Source organism: Paenibacillus sp. MY03 (genome assembly GCF_002165585.1).
GTDB lineage: Bacteria > Bacillota > Bacilli > Paenibacillales > Paenibacillaceae > Pristimantibacillus > Pristimantibacillus agaridevorans.
This window is the reverse complement of the sequence record NZ_MXQD01000004.1, coordinates 164,942-179,828: the sequence shown is the minus strand read 5'-3', so window position 1 is coordinate 179,828 and position 14,887 is coordinate 164,942. Positions and strand designations below refer to the sequence as shown.

General features: G+C 53.0%; 16 protein-coding genes. 12 read left to right on the top strand and 4 right to left on the bottom strand.

Translation table 11 applies throughout. The features are described 5' to 3' along the window. Positions 1–219: 219 nt before the first annotated feature. Together B1748_RS03420 and B1748_RS03415 are read right to left on the bottom strand one after the other, a co-directional pair. Entirely contained in the window at positions 220–1,305 is a 1,086-nt protein-coding gene (locus B1748_RS03420; protein ID WP_087566464.1) for a copper resistance D family protein, read from the bottom strand. Beyond that, positions 1,302–1,913: a copper resistance CopC family protein gene (locus tag B1748_RS03415; protein ID WP_179215351.1), complete on the bottom strand. Its 612-nt coding sequence runs from the start codon at positions 1,911–1,913 to the stop codon at positions 1,302–1,304. Before B1748_RS03415 ends, B1748_RS03420 begins: the two co-directional genes overlap by 4 nt. 273 nt (positions 1,914–2,186) lie before the next feature. Between B1748_RS03415 and B1748_RS03410 the strand changes: the two genes are divergently transcribed. Further along, positions 2,187–3,539, top strand: a complete 1,353-nt coding sequence (locus B1748_RS03410; RefSeq protein WP_256975511.1) for a hemolysin family protein — start codon at positions 2,187–2,189, stop codon at positions 3,537–3,539. Between the two features lie 105 nt (positions 3,540–3,644). Here the strand turns inward: B1748_RS03410 and mnmA are convergent, their stop codons facing one another. Continuing rightward, a complete protein-coding gene (gene mnmA, locus B1748_RS03405; protein WP_087566461.1) occupies positions 3,645–4,775 on the bottom strand; it encodes a tRNA 2-thiouridine(34) synthase MnmA in 1,131 nt (376 codons plus the stop codon). Positions 4,776–4,932: 157 nt separating this feature from the next. Between mnmA and cymR the strand changes: the two genes are divergently transcribed. From cymR to B1748_RS03385, 4 genes are read left to right on the top strand one after another with little or no spacing between them, the layout of a single operon-like run. Next, complete coding sequence (gene cymR / locus B1748_RS03400) at positions 4,933–5,352, top strand: cysteine metabolism transcriptional regulator CymR (protein ID WP_087566460.1); 420 nt, start codon at positions 4,933–4,935, stop codon at positions 5,350–5,352. A gap of 10 nt (positions 5,353–5,362) precedes the next feature. After that, positions 5,363–6,526, top strand: a complete 1,164-nt coding sequence (locus B1748_RS03395; RefSeq protein ID WP_087566459.1) for a cysteine desulfurase family protein — start codon at positions 5,363–5,365, stop codon at positions 6,524–6,526. Positions 6,527–6,542: 16 nt separating this feature from the next. Then, on the top strand, positions 6,543–7,079 hold the full coding sequence (locus B1748_RS03390) for a PRC-barrel domain-containing protein (protein WP_087566458.1): 537 nt from the start codon (positions 6,543–6,545) through the stop codon (positions 7,077–7,079). Positions 7,080–7,091: 12 nt separating this feature from the next. Further along, on the top strand, positions 7,092–7,304 hold the full coding sequence (locus B1748_RS03385; RefSeq protein WP_087566457.1) for a hypothetical protein: 213 nt from the start codon (positions 7,092–7,094) through the stop codon (positions 7,302–7,304). Between the two features lie 131 nt (positions 7,305–7,435). On the opposite strand, the gene B1748_RS03380 is transcribed toward B1748_RS03385, so the two are convergent. Continuing rightward, on the bottom strand, positions 7,436–7,864 hold the full coding sequence (locus tag B1748_RS03380) for a hypothetical protein (protein WP_087566456.1): 429 nt from the start codon (positions 7,862–7,864) through the stop codon (positions 7,436–7,438). 280 nt (positions 7,865–8,144) lie between these two features. Here B1748_RS03380 and B1748_RS03375 point away from each other — a divergent pair, with 280 nt between their 5' ends. The 7 genes from B1748_RS03375 (at position 8,145) to mltG (ending at position 14,873) form a co-directional block, all read left to right on the top strand. Next, positions 8,145–9,215 (top strand): AI-2E family transporter, encoded by a 1,071-nt coding sequence (locus tag B1748_RS03375; RefSeq protein ID WP_087566455.1) that lies wholly within the window; start codon positions 8,145–8,147, stop codon positions 9,213–9,215. Between the two features lie 439 nt (positions 9,216–9,654). Further along, a complete protein-coding gene (gene alaS / locus B1748_RS03365; protein WP_087566453.1) occupies positions 9,655–12,288 on the top strand; it encodes an alanine--tRNA ligase in 2,634 nt (877 codons plus the stop codon). 55 nt (positions 12,289–12,343) lie between these two features. Beyond that, positions 12,344–12,607 carry an IreB family regulatory phosphoprotein gene (locus tag B1748_RS03360; RefSeq protein WP_087566452.1) on the top strand — a complete coding sequence of 88 codons (264 nt, stop codon included), beginning with the start codon at positions 12,344–12,346 and terminating at the stop codon, positions 12,605–12,607. Continuing rightward, positions 12,604–13,020, top strand: a complete 417-nt coding sequence (gene ruvX, locus B1748_RS03355) for a Holliday junction resolvase RuvX (protein WP_087566451.1) — start codon at positions 12,604–12,606, stop codon at positions 13,018–13,020. The genes B1748_RS03360 and ruvX overlap by 4 nt, the downstream gene beginning before the upstream one ends. Positions 13,021–13,028: 8 nt before the next feature. Beyond that, positions 13,029–13,325, top strand: coding sequence for a DUF1292 domain-containing protein (locus B1748_RS03350; RefSeq protein ID WP_087566450.1), 297 nt, complete (start codon positions 13,029–13,031; stop codon positions 13,323–13,325). After that, the gene (locus B1748_RS03345) at positions 13,325–13,633 is read left to right on the top strand and encodes a DUF1292 domain-containing protein (RefSeq protein ID WP_087566449.1); all 309 of its coding nucleotides are present in this window, start codon (positions 13,325–13,327) and stop codon (positions 13,631–13,633) included. Before B1748_RS03350 ends, B1748_RS03345 begins: the two co-directional genes overlap by 1 nt. A gap of 79 nt (positions 13,634–13,712) precedes the next feature. Then, a complete protein-coding gene (mltG, locus tag B1748_RS03340; protein ID WP_306299310.1) occupies positions 13,713–14,873 on the top strand; it encodes an endolytic transglycosylase MltG in 1,161 nt (386 codons plus the stop codon). Positions 14,874–14,887 lie beyond the last annotated feature (14 nt).

The window sequence follows — 14,887 nt, the reverse complement described above, 5'->3', positions numbered from 1 at the left end:
GTTATCACGATCGGCAACTGTATTATGGCCAACCCGCACCCGCAATAAGGACCGAAGCTGTTGCAATGATCAATCGTTTGCCGCGGACAGCCCAGCGCCAATTAAATAATTTAAATAAAAGAACGGTTATTACCGCGAGTTCTGTTTATTGCGAGAAACGTGGAAACATGGATCTACAAAAAAACAATTGCTATCATGCGTACGGCTAAAATGAAAATGTCAAGCCATAGAGAACATGGCGCCAAGATAGGCGAATACAGCCGCGAAAATGCCCATCGCCAGCGCGAAGGCCGGGCGTCTGGCACGATACATCGCGATGATGCCGCCAAGCATAATAAGCGCTGCGGCAAATAGCATAATACCGCTGCCCGTCCAGTTAAACGTAAAATCCATGTCCGGACTGTAAGGGGCTTGGAAGATGCGCGTGAACAACGGAGACGGAGATTCCACCTGCAGCGTCTCCTGCACGTTGTGCGGAGGCGCTTGCTGACCGAGAACAGCAGTAGCTGCAAGGACAAGCAGGGCAACTACGCCTTCTGCCTTGAGCCAGACCCTCGGGCTGAACGACTCGTTGTTCAGAGACATTTTTCGGTAGAGAAAGCCATTGGTAAACGCAAAGACGAGCAAAGGCAAAATTAGCGCATGCTTAAGCAAAAGCGCCTGACCGTACGGCAAGATCCAAGACTTGACATAGTCCTGCGTCGTAAAGGTCATGAGCGTAAAACCGGCTGCTAGTGTTAAAATAACGGCTCCTATGGCGACAGGGGAGAACCAGCCCAGGAACGCCGGCCAATTCCGGTCATCCTTGGCGAACCAGCCCGCAACGAACAGGATGCCAATCCATACCGTGAAGCCTAAGAAATGCGCCGTATGTATAATCAAACCTTTGGTGGGGCTCAACGATGAAGCATGGCTGGCATAACCTAACCAGACGATTAACAGAAGCGTTACGAACAATGCGATCTTGGGCATATGGCGGTCCTTGCGGAACGACTTGACGCCAAGCAGTACTATAAGTCCGGCAGAGCCGACGACTGTCCATACCCATGCTTTGCCGGAATTAACGTCGATCAGAATGCTGCGCATCATCTCTCCGTACGAAATTTCGAATTGGGTGGAGAACAACATGGCGAGACTATGAAGCGGAACAAAAGAAAGCACGGGAATCGCGGCAACGCATGCCAGCAATACGCCATCCGGCACATGTATGGATGGCCGAAGCCGCTCCGGTATGAGCCGGAGCAGCAGCGAGCCCGTCAAAATGGCAAAGCAGATGTAAAGTAAACCTTCGCTAATATAGATCATGGCTTCCTTCTTTTAAGGAGTACCGCCGCAACCGCTACGATAACGATAATACCGCCAATCGCGATCAAAGGCGACATGCCGGATTTGTCCTCGTTATTGCCGGTTTCCTCCGAATCCGGCGGCGTGGATGGCGACGGGGAAGGTGCCGATTCATTATCTTCCGTCGCAGCAGGCTCCTGGGTTGCGGCAGGCTCTTCCGTCGCTTCCCCGTCAGTAGGAGCTACAGTGGCCGTTGGCTCAGGTGTCGCCGTTGCTGCCGGAGCAGCTATCGAGAAACCGTATTGGCCTTCGATGGCGTGTCCGTCTGCGCCGACAATCGTCCATTTGACGGTATAATCTCCGTTGCCGAGCGGAGCGTTCGGCCGATTGGACATCGTGTCGCCCTCCACCAGCGTCTCGCCAAGCGCAACCTCCGCGCCGCTTGCATCAAACAATTTGAAGTTGCTGATTTTCTCGATTTGCGTGTCGTAAGTAAGCCGGATTTCCTGAGGCGCCGCTTCCGATGTGGAATCCTTCTCCGGTACGCTTTCCGTCAGCTTGGAGTGGGCAAGCGCCGCTTGCGGAAGCAGCCAGATAAGAGCCAGACAGATCAACAATATACGTTTCATAATCATTTTCCTCCTCTTTGCTATGTGATGGTAATTATTGGCGTTCTGCGGGCAAGGCTCCTATCATTATACCAAAACAAAATCGCCGCCGACGAAACGTCCCCCATGAATTCGTTGCAGAGTCGTGAACTTTCTATGCTTCGTTTCGTTTACGACATTCATAAAGGAAAAGCCGCCATGAATATATATCAATTATGATATCCAGTCGTCTGCAAGGGAGGTGGGCCTGCCGTCAGCCATGCTACCGGCATGCAGCGTCGGGCGGGACAACGTTTGAGTGAACCCTTATCATTAGGCTGGTTGTTTGTCGTCGTATTGGCCATCATGGGAATGTACGCTTTTTTTGTTGCGGCTCATGCGGCAATTACCCTTGCCCGAATGAACCGGGTCGAAGAGCGCGGGAAGGAGGATGGATTCCCTCGTCATCCGCTTGCGGGCTCACTATTGGAAAGCCGCGGGCTCTACGCAGCGGCATGCCGGCTGGGCAAGGCAATTGCCGTGATCGGATTAGGTTTGTTGTCTTATTGGGCAGCAGAAGGACGCGTCTCCCCATGGCTGGAAGAATTAGGTGCAGGCTCTCCGGATACGTCATGGGTGTTGTCTTGTATCATCGTTTATACGATCAGCGTCACCTTGTTGTTCGTATTTGGGGAGTTGATTCCGCTAAGAGCCGTCGAGCGCAATGCGGAAGCTGCATTGCTTCGCATGGCCCGCCCGATCAGACTGACGTATATCCTGCTCCTGCCCGTGTTGCGGCTGCAATTGCGAATTGCGAACGTCTTTATGCCGATGTTGGGTATCGATCCGTCGAATGGTTATGGAGACGCACATACGGAAGCGGACTTGCGGACTCTTATGAAGGAAAGCCATCAGAGAGGTTATATCGACCAGACCGAGCTTACGCTTGTCGATAATATCTTCGAATTCACCGACACAACCGCCCGCGAAATCATGATACCCCGCATCGACATGATTTGTTTGCGAGCAGGCCTCTCTCTCTCGGCGAACAAGGCTATCGCCATTGGGCACATGCGTACCCGATATCCCGTCTGCGAACATGATAAAGACAATATAACAGGTTTCGTTCATATTAAAGACCTGCTCAAGGACGATCAGCGGCAATCCAGCGATCTGTCTTCGTTGATCCGTCCTGTAACGACGGTTCCGGAGAATATCCCCATTAGCGTTCTGCTCAAGCTGATGCAGAAGAAACGAAGCCAGATCGCCATTTTGATCGACGAATACGGAGGGACCTCCGGGCTTGTCACGCTGGAGGATATTATGGAACAGATCGTAGGCGATATTCAGGACGAATTCGATACCGAAACCCCAGGGATTATAAAGCGGGAGGATGGCTCGCATTCGATCAGCGGGCTTATGTTGATCGAAGAGGTCAACAGCTACTTCGGCACGGCGATCGAGACGGATGAGTTCGACACGATTGGCGGGTGGATGTACGCAAGGGTCGACTTCCCGCCAAAGATCGGGCAGCATGTCGCCATCGACGGACAATATGAAATGCATGTTGAGGAGACATTGCATTTGCGCGTTTCTCGTCTTACTGTTCGCAGCTTGGAGGCTGAAGCCAGGCACGGACAGTCCGACATTGTTTTCCTCGGCGATTAGCGATAAGCCAAACAGGACGAACCGATACTGCGGCTGATAACCACAGTTGGGTTCGTCCTATTAGCGTTTCGCCTCGAGATCGTTCGGAGGTCTTTCGGACTCTTATTATACCGGCAAGTCGGCAGGCACTTTGTTTACGACGTCGATCGTGCCGCCGCCCAAGCATTGTTCTCCGTCGTAGAAGACGACGGCTTGTCCCGGAGTTACGGCCTTTTGGGGCGTGTCGAAGTTAACGAGTGCCGATCCGTCGTTGCGGAGAGTCACCATAACGCCTTGATCGGGCTGGCGATAGCGGAACTTCGCGGTGCACCGTAGCGGTCCTTCGCTCCCCCCGCGCGGCACAATCCAGTTGATGTCCGTAGCGATCAGACTCTCCGAATAAAGGCTGACATGTTTCTCCCCTTGAACGACGTACAGAATGTTACGCTCCAGATCCTTCTCCGCAACGAACCAAGGTTCGCCGGAGCCTGTCCCCGAACCGCCGATGCCAAGTCCCTGGCGCTGTCCGAGCGTATAATACATGAGACCGTCATGACGGCCCTTCTTCTCGCCGGTGCGGATATCGATCATATCGCCGGACTTGGCCGGCAAGTACCCGCTAAGGAACTCCTTGAAGTTCCGCTCGCCGATAAAGCAGACGCCGGTACTGTCCTTCTTTTTGGCCGTGTACAAGCCGGCTTCTTCCGCGATTCTGCGCACTTCGGGCTTTGGCAGATGTCCGATGGGGAACATCGCCTTCGCAAGCTGATTCTGATTCAGTGCGCTCAGGAAGTAAGTCTGGTCCTTGTTGCCGTCCACGCCCCGCAGCAGGCGAGTCGTGCCGTCCGCATCGCGTTCGACGCGGGCGTAATGGCCTGTCGCGAGGAAGTCGGCGTTAAGCTCCAGCGCTTTGTTGAGAAAGTCGCCGAATTTGATCTCCCGATTGCACATTACGTCGGGATTGGGCGTACGTCCGCGCTTGTATTCGTCGAGGAAATAAGAGAATACTTTATCGTAATACTGCCGCTCGAAATTGACTGTATAATAAGGAATGCCGATCTGATCGCATACGCGGCGTACATCCTCGGAATCTTCTTCCGCCGTGCAATGACCGAACTCGTCGGTATCGTCCCAATTTTTCATGAATATGCCGATGACGTCGTAGCCTTGCTGCTTGAGCAGAAGAGCCGTCACGGAAGAGTCGACGCCGCCCGACATGCCGACGACGACGCGCGTATTCGCATTGTTCTTGACCAAAATAATCACCGCCTAATGGATTAAAGCATGCTCCATTGTACCATATCGACAAAAGTTTTTCATGAAAGAATAAAGCTTTTTGCACACGATTGGCAATCGATATGTTAACATATAAGGATGATGGGAATACAGTGTTTTATAGAGAGAGGTGCTATCAATGAAAATATCGACAAAAGGCCGTTACGGACTCACCATAATGATGGAGCTTGCAGCCAAATTCGGCGAAGGCCCTATCTCCTTGAAAAGCATTGCAGAGCGCAATGGATTATCCGAGCATTACCTGGAGCAGCTGGTCGCCCCGCTTCGAAACGCAGGGTTAGTCAAGAGTATTCGAGGCGCATACGGCGGATACATATTGTCCAAGGACCCCGCCGACATTACTTCAGGGGATATCATCCGCATTCTCGAAGGACCGATCTCGCCGGTAGACTTTACGGAAGAGGACGACCCCGCCAAGCGCAACCTGTGGCTGCGGATCCGCGACAGCATTGCGGAGGTGCTCGATTCCACGACGCTCGAGAACTTGATTAATTACCAAGACGCCGACAAAAAAGACTCCTATATGTTCTACATTTAAGGTGACGAATATGAACAACCATTATTTCGACCATGCCTCCACAACGCCCATGCATCCAGAAGCCGTGAGAACGATGGTAGAGCTGATGCAAGGCCCTGGCGGCAACGGTTCCAGCGTTCACGCGTACGGACGGGCTGCCAAAAGCCGAATCAGCCGTGCGCGTGATTCTATTTCAGCGGCAATCGGCTGTAAGCCAGGCGAGCTGATGTTTACCTCCGGCGGTACGGAGAGCAACAATACCGCCTTGATCGGAGCGGCAACAGCTCAGCGCAAAAAGGGCAGAAGCCATATCGTGACATCTGCTGCGGAGCATCATGCCGTGCTCCATACCTGCGAATGGCTAAGAGACGAAGAAAATTTCGAACTTACGATATTGCCCGTGGACGAGTATGGCAGCGTCGACCCGAATCAGGTTGCAGATGCGCTTCGGCCGGATACGGCGCTTGTCAGCATCATGCATGGCAATAACGAAGTAGGCACGCTGCAACGTATTGGGGATATCGGCGAAGCGGTCCAGGCTATCGGCGCGGTCTTCCATGTGGACGCCGTCCAGACACTTGGTTTGATCCGCTACGAGCTTTCCCGGATGCCTGTCGATCTGATGAGCTTTTCCGCCCACAAGATAGGCGGGCCTCAAGGCGTTGGCGCATTGTATATAGCTGCCGGAACGCCTTTCGAGCCATTAATCCACGGTGGTTCGCAGGAGCGGAAGCGCCGCGCCGGAACGGAAAATGTTGCCGGAATCGCGGGATTCGCCGCCGCGCTTGACATTTGTGTGAACGAACGAGAAAAAAAGCAACCTTATTTGGACAAGCTTCGTAAGAGATGGGTAGAGCTTTTGCAGGCAGGCATTGGCAGCGAGTTAATTGTTATTAACGGCCATCCTGACCCGGCCTTTCAATTGCCGCATATTGTCAATGTCAGCTTCTTGGGCTTGCAGACAGAGAGCATGCTTATGAATCTGGATATGGCCGGCATAGCAGCCGCAAGCGGTTCGGCGTGCACATCGGGATCTCTGGAGAAGTCACATGTACTCAAAGCGATGAACTTATCTCCGGAGCGACTGGACTCGGCCGTAAGATTTAGCTTCGGATTGGGGAATACTTTGGAGGAACTGGAGGATGCGGCCCGGGCTGTCGTGGCAATCGCGGACCGTATCCGAAACAAAGGATAGGAGGATTCCTTCCACAGTGATCAAACTCCAAAGGCTGATCGGGCTGCCGGTCATCGTAATCCATTCCGGGAAACTCGTCGGCACCGTCAAGGATGCTTGGTTCGACGAACATTGGCGTCTCAAAGGTTTAATCCTGGAGTTCGCCAAGTGGTTCGCGGCAACGGCGCGCGCAGTTTCATGGGACGATGTATTGACGTGCGGGGAAGATGCCGTTATCATCTCCAAAGAAGATGCGGTCATTGCCATGAAACCGAAAGAAGTGAGCCGGGCGTTTCACGCCGGCATTATCAAGTTGAAGGATCTGCCCGTCGTTACGGTGCATGGCGTTCAGCTCGGACGGGTGTCGGATGTTTATTTTTTCCCGTTTCAGGGTACACAGATAGTAGGCTATGAGCTTACAGACGGTTTTGTTTCGGATCTGATGGAAGGGCGTAAATGGCTGAAAGCGCCGAGTGATCCGGATGAGGTATTGCTCGGGGAAGACGCGATTATCGTTCCTGCTGTCAGTGAAGCGGAATTGGAGCCTGTCGCAGCTTCCAATTTCAGAGAATAGGGAGAAATGTTTATGATGAGATGTCCGAATTGCAATTCGAAAGATATCGGGAAGATCGGTTCCCACCAGTTTTATTGTTGGGGCTGTTTTATTGAATTGACGGTCAACGGCGAAAAGATGTCGGTGTACCAGGTCGAAGAGGACGGCACGCTTAGCTCGCTCGACGATTTGTTTTTTGAAGACGAGGCTGCTCACAATCACGTCCATGAACAGCTAAACGGATAATGAAGTAAAGGTCTTGGACTGCCATTATTTCCATGACTATACTCGAGGCGGCCGAAAGGCCGTCATTTAGTGTTTGTTCATAAAATGAAAAAACTCCCTCCCTCGTTCGGACGAGGGCAGGGAGTTTGTTATTAAAGGGTTATCGATCCATTTTCGGATATGACCGGAACATCTTCCGGACGATTGAGTGCTTTTGTGGCTTGTTGCGCAAGTAAGTTAAGATCCCACATTTTGCTTTCAAAAGTTATGCTTTTCTGAACGTTGTTTCTATCATAATAGTTGAAAATAAGATGTTGGGCCTTCTGTTTTACGTCGTAGCTGATTATTCTTTCGTTAGGAACTTCGAAACTGCTTTTTTTGGCATCCATAACGACTTTGTCCGGACAAACCATAAAGGTTACAAGCACATCCTTCGCTAGCGGAAGACCTTGCTGATGCTCGAGACCCCACAAATGAAGACCGCCTAATGATTTATATCTCTTTTTGGTTTTGCCTGCTCCTCTTGAAAACATTACTATAAACCCGATCACAAGAATGACTACGACCAAAAAAATCCACATGTGAACATCCACCCCTTCTTAAATGACATAGTTCGACAATCCATAATTTAGTACATCAAAATTTTCACTTCCAATATGTAGTATAAAACAGGATTCGACAGTTGCAAATAAAAATATTAAAAAATGTTACATTTATCTAAAAATAGAAGTGCCGTACAAAGAGGATGATTCCCCCAACTTGTACATATACTGAACTAGATGCACGCGCGATTGATGTCCGGGGCTTAAAGCAGCCCGTCTGACCAAAGATCGCGCTGCTGCAAGTTCGGGGGGTGCAGGGGTGGAACGGTTCACTAACAACAAGCTGTTCGTGTGGCTTGTCTACTTGATTCTCGGTCTTATCGCGATTTATTTCCTGCTGCAGTTGAAGCCGTTGTTCGCCACGATCTACGTCTTCCTCAAGGCGGTGCTGGGACCGTTTATTATCGCGATGATTATCTCCTACGTGCTTAATCCTATCGTGACCATGCTTCACGAACGCAAGGTGCCAAGAACGATCGCGGTGCTGCTCATCTATGCCGTATTCTGCGCGGCCATAGCGGTGCTGCTCGTCAATCTGATTCCCATGTTTGTGGGGCAAGTGCAGGAGCTCAATCATCATATTCCGGAATTGACGATGCGCGCGCAAAGCATCGTGACGGATCTCAATAATACATCGTTCTTACCGGAGAGTTTCCGCGATGGCGTGGACAAGGCATTGCTAAGTATCGAAAAGCGGATCTCGGAGTCGCTGCTCCATCTGGTCAACAATATCGGCTCCATGTTGAGCGCGGTGTTCGTCGTGTTCATTATCCCTTTTCTTGCGTTTTACATCCTCAAGGATTTTGATGTGTTCGAGCGCACCATCATTACGTATGTGCCGAAGTCCCATCGGAAGAACACGGTTCGCCTTATGAAGGACATCGACCAGGCACTTGGAAGCTATATACGGGGACAGTTCCTTGTCTGCGTCATCGTAGGCACGCTGGCTTACTGCGGGTATCTCCTAATCGGCATGCCGTACGCGCTCCTGCTCGCCAGCGTAGTGGCGATCACCAATGTCATTCCTTATTTAGGACCCTTCTTCGGGGCGGCGCCCGCGCTTCTCATGGCGTCCACCATCTCTCTCAAAATGATGATTTACGTGGCCATCGTAAATACGCTGTGTCAAATTCTGGAGGGCAACGTCGTCTCGCCGCAAGTCGTCGGGCGCACGCTGCATTTGCATCCGCTGCTGATCATATTTGCCTTGCTTGCGGGAGGCCAGATCGCCGGCATCGCCGGCATGATACTCGCCGTCCCGATCTTTGCGGCCTGCAAAGTGATTGTCCAGCATATGTTTGCCTATTATGTTAGGAGAAAGATCATTTGACAGCGATTCGAGGGACCGCTATAATTTGTGCAAGCATATATACAAATAAAGGTTCTAAAATCCGGTTTCAATATCTTGGATTTTTGAACGTCCTTAAAGCTATGATGAAAATAAGTAGGCTATTCATAACCCGCCTGCCAGAGAGAGCGCTTCTTCGTTTCCATTGCCGCAAGGCGGAAAACGTCGGTTGAGAGAGCGCTTCTGCGTAGAATGGCCGAAAGCTGTTTTCGGAGCGTGAAAGAACTTCACCGGATGGACCCGTTATCGTCCACGAAGGCGATCGTGCTTATGCAGCGCGATAACCAGGGTGGTACCGCGATAATCATTCGTCCCTGTCATTGACAGGGGCGTTTTTTATTTGTCACAACAGAGGAAGTTTTTTGAACACGAATTTATCGCGAGCGGGCAGCCGCATCGACAAACAGGGAGGAACGAAAACATGAAAGCTAGCGAAATCAGATCCAAGTGGCTTGCATTCTTCGAAAGCAAAGGCCATAACATCGAGCCGAGCGCGTCGCTCGTGCCGCATAACGACCCGTCCCTGCTCTGGATTAATGCGGGAATGGCGCCGCTCAAGCCGTATTTTGACGGCCGCATCATTCCGGACAATCCGCGGATCGCGAACTCGCAGAAATGCATTCGCACAAACGATATCGAGAACGTAGGCAAGACGCGCCGTCACCACACGTTTTTCGAAATGCTGGGCAACTTCTCCATCGGCGACTACTTCAAGGAAGAAGTCATTACGTGGGCATGGGAATTCCTGACCGACAAGAATTGGATCGGTTTCGACCCGAACCGTCTGTCGGTTACCGTGTACCCGGAGGACGAAGAAGCGTTCCGCTTCTGGAATGAGAAGATCGGCCTGCCTGCAGAGCGCATCTACAAGCTGGAAGAGAATTTCTGGGACATCGGAGAAGGTCCTTGCGGACCGTGTACCGAAATCTTCTACGACCGCGGCGACAAATACGGCGACCTGTCCGATCCGGAATGCTGGCCCGGCGGCGAGAACGAACGGTTTCTGGAAGTGTGGAATCTCGTATTCTCGCAGTTCAACCATAACAAGGACGGCAGCTACACGCCGCTTCCGAACAAAAACATCGATACAGGCGCCGGGCTGGAGCGCTTTGCGTCCATCCTGCAGGACGTGGACTCCAACTTCGACACGGACCTGTTTCGTCCCATCATCGACCGGACTTGCGACATTGCCGGCGTGAAGTATAAAGTCAACGAAGATCAGGATGTAGCGCTAAAGGTCATCGCGGATCATGTCCGCACGGTAGTCTTCTCCGTAGGCGATGGCGTTATGCCGTCGAACGAAGGACGCGGCTACATTATTCGCCGTTTGCTGCGCCGCGCGGTCCGTTATGGGAAATCGCTCGGCGTAGACCGTCCGTTCCTGTTCGAACTGACGCCGATCGTAGGCGAAGTGATGGGCGTATACTACCCGGAAGTGGTCGAGAAACGCGAGTTCATCGAGCGCGTCATCCGCACGGAGGAAGAGCGGTTCCACGAGACGCTGTCGGACGGCCTCGTCTTGCTGGAAGCGCTCGTAAAGGGCGCGAAGGAAGCGGGAGCCGGCGCGATCGGCGGCACCGACGCCTTCAAGCTGTACGACACGTACGGATTCCCGTTCGACCTGACGGAAGACTTCGCGATGGAGCACGGATTGTCCGTCGACCGCGAAGGCTTCGACGCCGCGATGGAAGCGCAGCGGGAGCGCGCTCGCGCCGCTCGCCAGGATACCGGCAGCATGAAGGTGCAGGGCGGACCGCTTGCCGACTTTACGGATAAAAGCTTGTTTGTTGGCTATAATGACTTGGTAACTAAAGCCCAAATTACGGCAATTATTCTGGATGATTCGTTAGTCGACTTGGCAGGCGAAGGCAGCCGCGTAGCGGTGCTGCTCGACCATACGCCGTTCTATGCCGAGAGCGGCGGACAAATCGGCGACAAAGGCACGATCCAGGGCGGCGGCTTCACGCTGCAAGTCGAAGACGTGACGAAAGCTCCGCATGGCCAGAACGTGCATCATGCCGTTGTCGTCTCCGGCACGGTTCGCTCCGGTGAAATCGTAACAGCGGCCGTCGCCAGATCCTCGCGTGAGGATATTATTAAGAATCATACGGCTACGCATCTGCTGCACAAAGCGCTGAAGGAAGTGCTGGGCGACCATGTCAATCAAGCGGGATCGCTTGTAGAAGAGGAGCGCCTCCGGTTCGACTTCTCCCACTTCGGCAGCATTACCGCCGAGGAACTTGCGCTTATCGAGCGCAAAGTAAACGAGCAGATCTGGATCGGAACAAATGTTGACATCTCCAATAGATCGCTTAACGAAGCCAAGGCGATGGGCGCGATGGCGCTCTTCGGCGAGAAGTACGGCGATGTCGTCCGCGTCGTGCAGGTCGGGCAGTACAGCCTGGAGCTGTGCGGCGGCTGCCATGTGGGCAATACGTCGCAGATCGGCCTCTTCAAGCTGCTTGGCGAGAGCGGCATCGGTTCCGGCGTGCGCCGGATCGAGGCCGTAACGGGCAGACATGCTTATGCTTACTACGAGGAGCAGCTGGAGCTGCTTAAGCAATCCTCCGGGCTGCTCAAGTCGAACATTGCGGACGTTCCGAAGCGGATCGAAGGTCTGTTCGGCCAAGTAAAAGAACTCTCCCACGAGAACGAGTCGCTTCAGGCGAAGCTGAGCCGCATCGAAGCGGGATCGCTGGAAACGCAGGCCGTCAAGGTTGGCGACATCCAGGTGTTGTGCGCGAAAGTGAGCGCGCCGTCGATGGACGCGCTGCGCGGCATCGTCGACGAACTGAAGCTCAAGCTGCCGTCGAGCGTGATCGTGCTTGGCGCCGTGCAGGAGGATAAGGTTAATCTTGCGGCGGCCGTCTCCGCCGATCTCGTGAAGCAAGGCTACCATGCCGGCAAAATCATCAAGGAAGCCGCTATCGTATGCGGCGGCAACGGCGGAGGACGCCCGGATATGGCGCAAGCAGGCGGCAAGGACGTCTCCAAGTTGGATGAAGCGCTCAAAATTGCCGAGGAACTGGTTGTCGGCAGGGCGAATGTGATATGATAGAATCAGGCAATGTCCCTAGGCGGATGCTGTTCCCGAAAGCGAGGTGCTGTTGGTGAGTTCCATGGACCAAACAATGAAGTTTAACGTGAAGGCGGAGGGGGTGGAAACTTCTTCCGGGGATATTCTTCTCAGCGTCCACGAAGCGTTGATGGAGAAGGAATACAATCCGATTAACCAGATCGTTGGGTACTTGCTGTCCGGAGATCCCGCGTATATCCCGCGGCACAACAACGCCCGAAGCTTGATCCGCAAGAAGGAGCGGGACGAGCTGATCGAAGAGCTGGTCCGGTTCTACTTGCAGCACAAGAAGCAATGAGAGTCATGGGATTGGATTATGGCGACCGCAATATCGGCGTGGCCGTCAGCGACGCGTTCCGCTGGACCGCGCAGGGATTAACGGTCGTGGAGCGCAGGAGAGACGGCGGAGAACTGGACGTTCTGGCCGGTCTTGCCAAGGAACACGAAGTGTCGGAAGTTGTAGTCGGTCTGCCCAAAAACATGAACGGCTCCGTAGGTCCGCGCGGTGAGATCAGCATCGCGTTTGCCGAACAGCTTGGGCAGAAGCTAGGTATACCTGTTCACCTTTGGGATGAAAGGCTGACGACGGTAGCTGCCGAGCGTACGCTTCTCGAAGCGGACGTCAGCCGGAGGAAACGGAAGCAAGTGATCGACAAGATGGCGGCGACGCTAATCTTGCAAAATTTTCTCGACTCTAAAACGAAAAGGTGAGGGTAACCATGACAAAAGAAGAGATGCAGTACGAAGAGCCGGAAATTATTTATATCCCGGACGAAGAAGGCAACGAGGAAGAATTCGAAGTCATCATGAAATTCGAGGTTGATGGTTCGGATCAAAAATATATGATGGTTGTTCCTTTGATCGGCAACGACGAGGAAGAGGATGAGGTGTACGCCTTCCGCTACGAAGAGGACGGCGACGATCTCAAGCTGTATACGATCGAGGACGAAGAAGAATGGAATATGGTCGAAGAGACGTTTAACACGCTCCTGGGCGAGCTGGAGGAGCAAGACTAATGTCCGATTACAATCAAACGCCTGTTCGGATTAACGGCCTTAAAGAAGTATTCGGCGATCATGTCGAGCTGATCGCCGAGGACGGTCATGCGGAAGTCTACCGGATCAAGGCCGAGTTCAAGCTGGGAGACGCCGTGTATGCGGCGCTCCAAAGCGATGAGATGGAAGCCGAAGACGAAGTCGAGTTTCTGCGCGTTCGTCAGGATGGCGAAGAACCCCAGCTCGAAAGCATCGAAGACGACGAAGAGTGGGAAGCAGCCTCCGAAGCGTACGACGATCTGCAATTCGCTAGCGACGACAGGCCCTAGCATCTCCTATATCGTTGACACGAAGGGCGGCTGACAACCGCTCTTTTTCACGGAAACTGACAGAAGAGGGTGTAGCAGGTTGGATAAGCCGGAAGAAAAGCAGGCAGCGGGAAATGAACCGAATGCTGTAAAGGCTACGAAGACGACAACAAAGAAAAAACGGAAGAAGGTTCGCAACCGTCCCAAAACCTGGGTTATTTCGTTATGGGTCGTATTAAGTTTGCTCACGATCATGTTATTAGGCGCCGGCGGCGTGTTGTATTACGTGTGGAGCAATCTGCAGCCGATGCCCGCGGGAGCTGTAAAGCAAGTTGCGATTTCGCGCGGGATGTCCGCCAATAGCGTTGCGGACACGCTTGAGGAGAACGGCATCATTAAGAACAGCTTTGTGTTCGGTTATTATTTGCAGCTCAAGGATGAAGGCTCCCGGTTCCAGGCGGGCTTGTACGAGATGTCTCCCGGCATGGACAATGCGGCGATTATCGCCAAGCTTAATGCAGGCGATACCATCGCGGAAGAGACGATCCGGTTCACCATTCCCGAAGGCTACACGGTGCTTCAGATCGCCGACAAGCTGGCGGCAGACGGCTTGATTAACAAGGAAAAATTTCTGGATGTTGCGGAGAACGGCCGCTCGTGGGCTAATGCCGAGTCGGCGCAAGCCATTCCGGATGACGATAAATTGCACAAGCGTCTTGAGGGTTACTTGTTCCCGGAGACTTACGAGCTGAAGAAGGACAGTACGGAGGAGCAGATCATTACCCGAATGCTGCAGGAGACGGACCGCAAGCTTGCGGCGTTGCCTGAAGATTGGCAGGACGCCATGGAAGCTTCGGGAAGAACGCTGCACGAGATTATGACGATCGCTTCGTTGATCGAGCGCGAGGTTGTCGTGGACGAGGAGCGCGCGCTTGTTTCCAGCGTCATCTACAACCGGCTGGCCAAGCCTATGAGACTCCAGATTGACGCGGCTGTGCAATATGCTCTCGACGAGCCCAAAGAACGTCTGCTCACGAAGGATCTGGAGATCGACAGTCCTTACAATACGTACAAAAACGACGGTTTGCCGCCCGGACCCATTGCAAGTCCAAGTCTTGCATCCATCGAAGCGGCGATCTATCCCGCGCAATCGGATTATTTGTTCTATGTCACGAAGAAGGACGGCTCGCAGAGTCACCTATTCGCGAAGACGTACAACGAACATCTCCGCAACATCGACAAGAGCGAGCGAGGCAGCTAATTGACAGCAGGCCA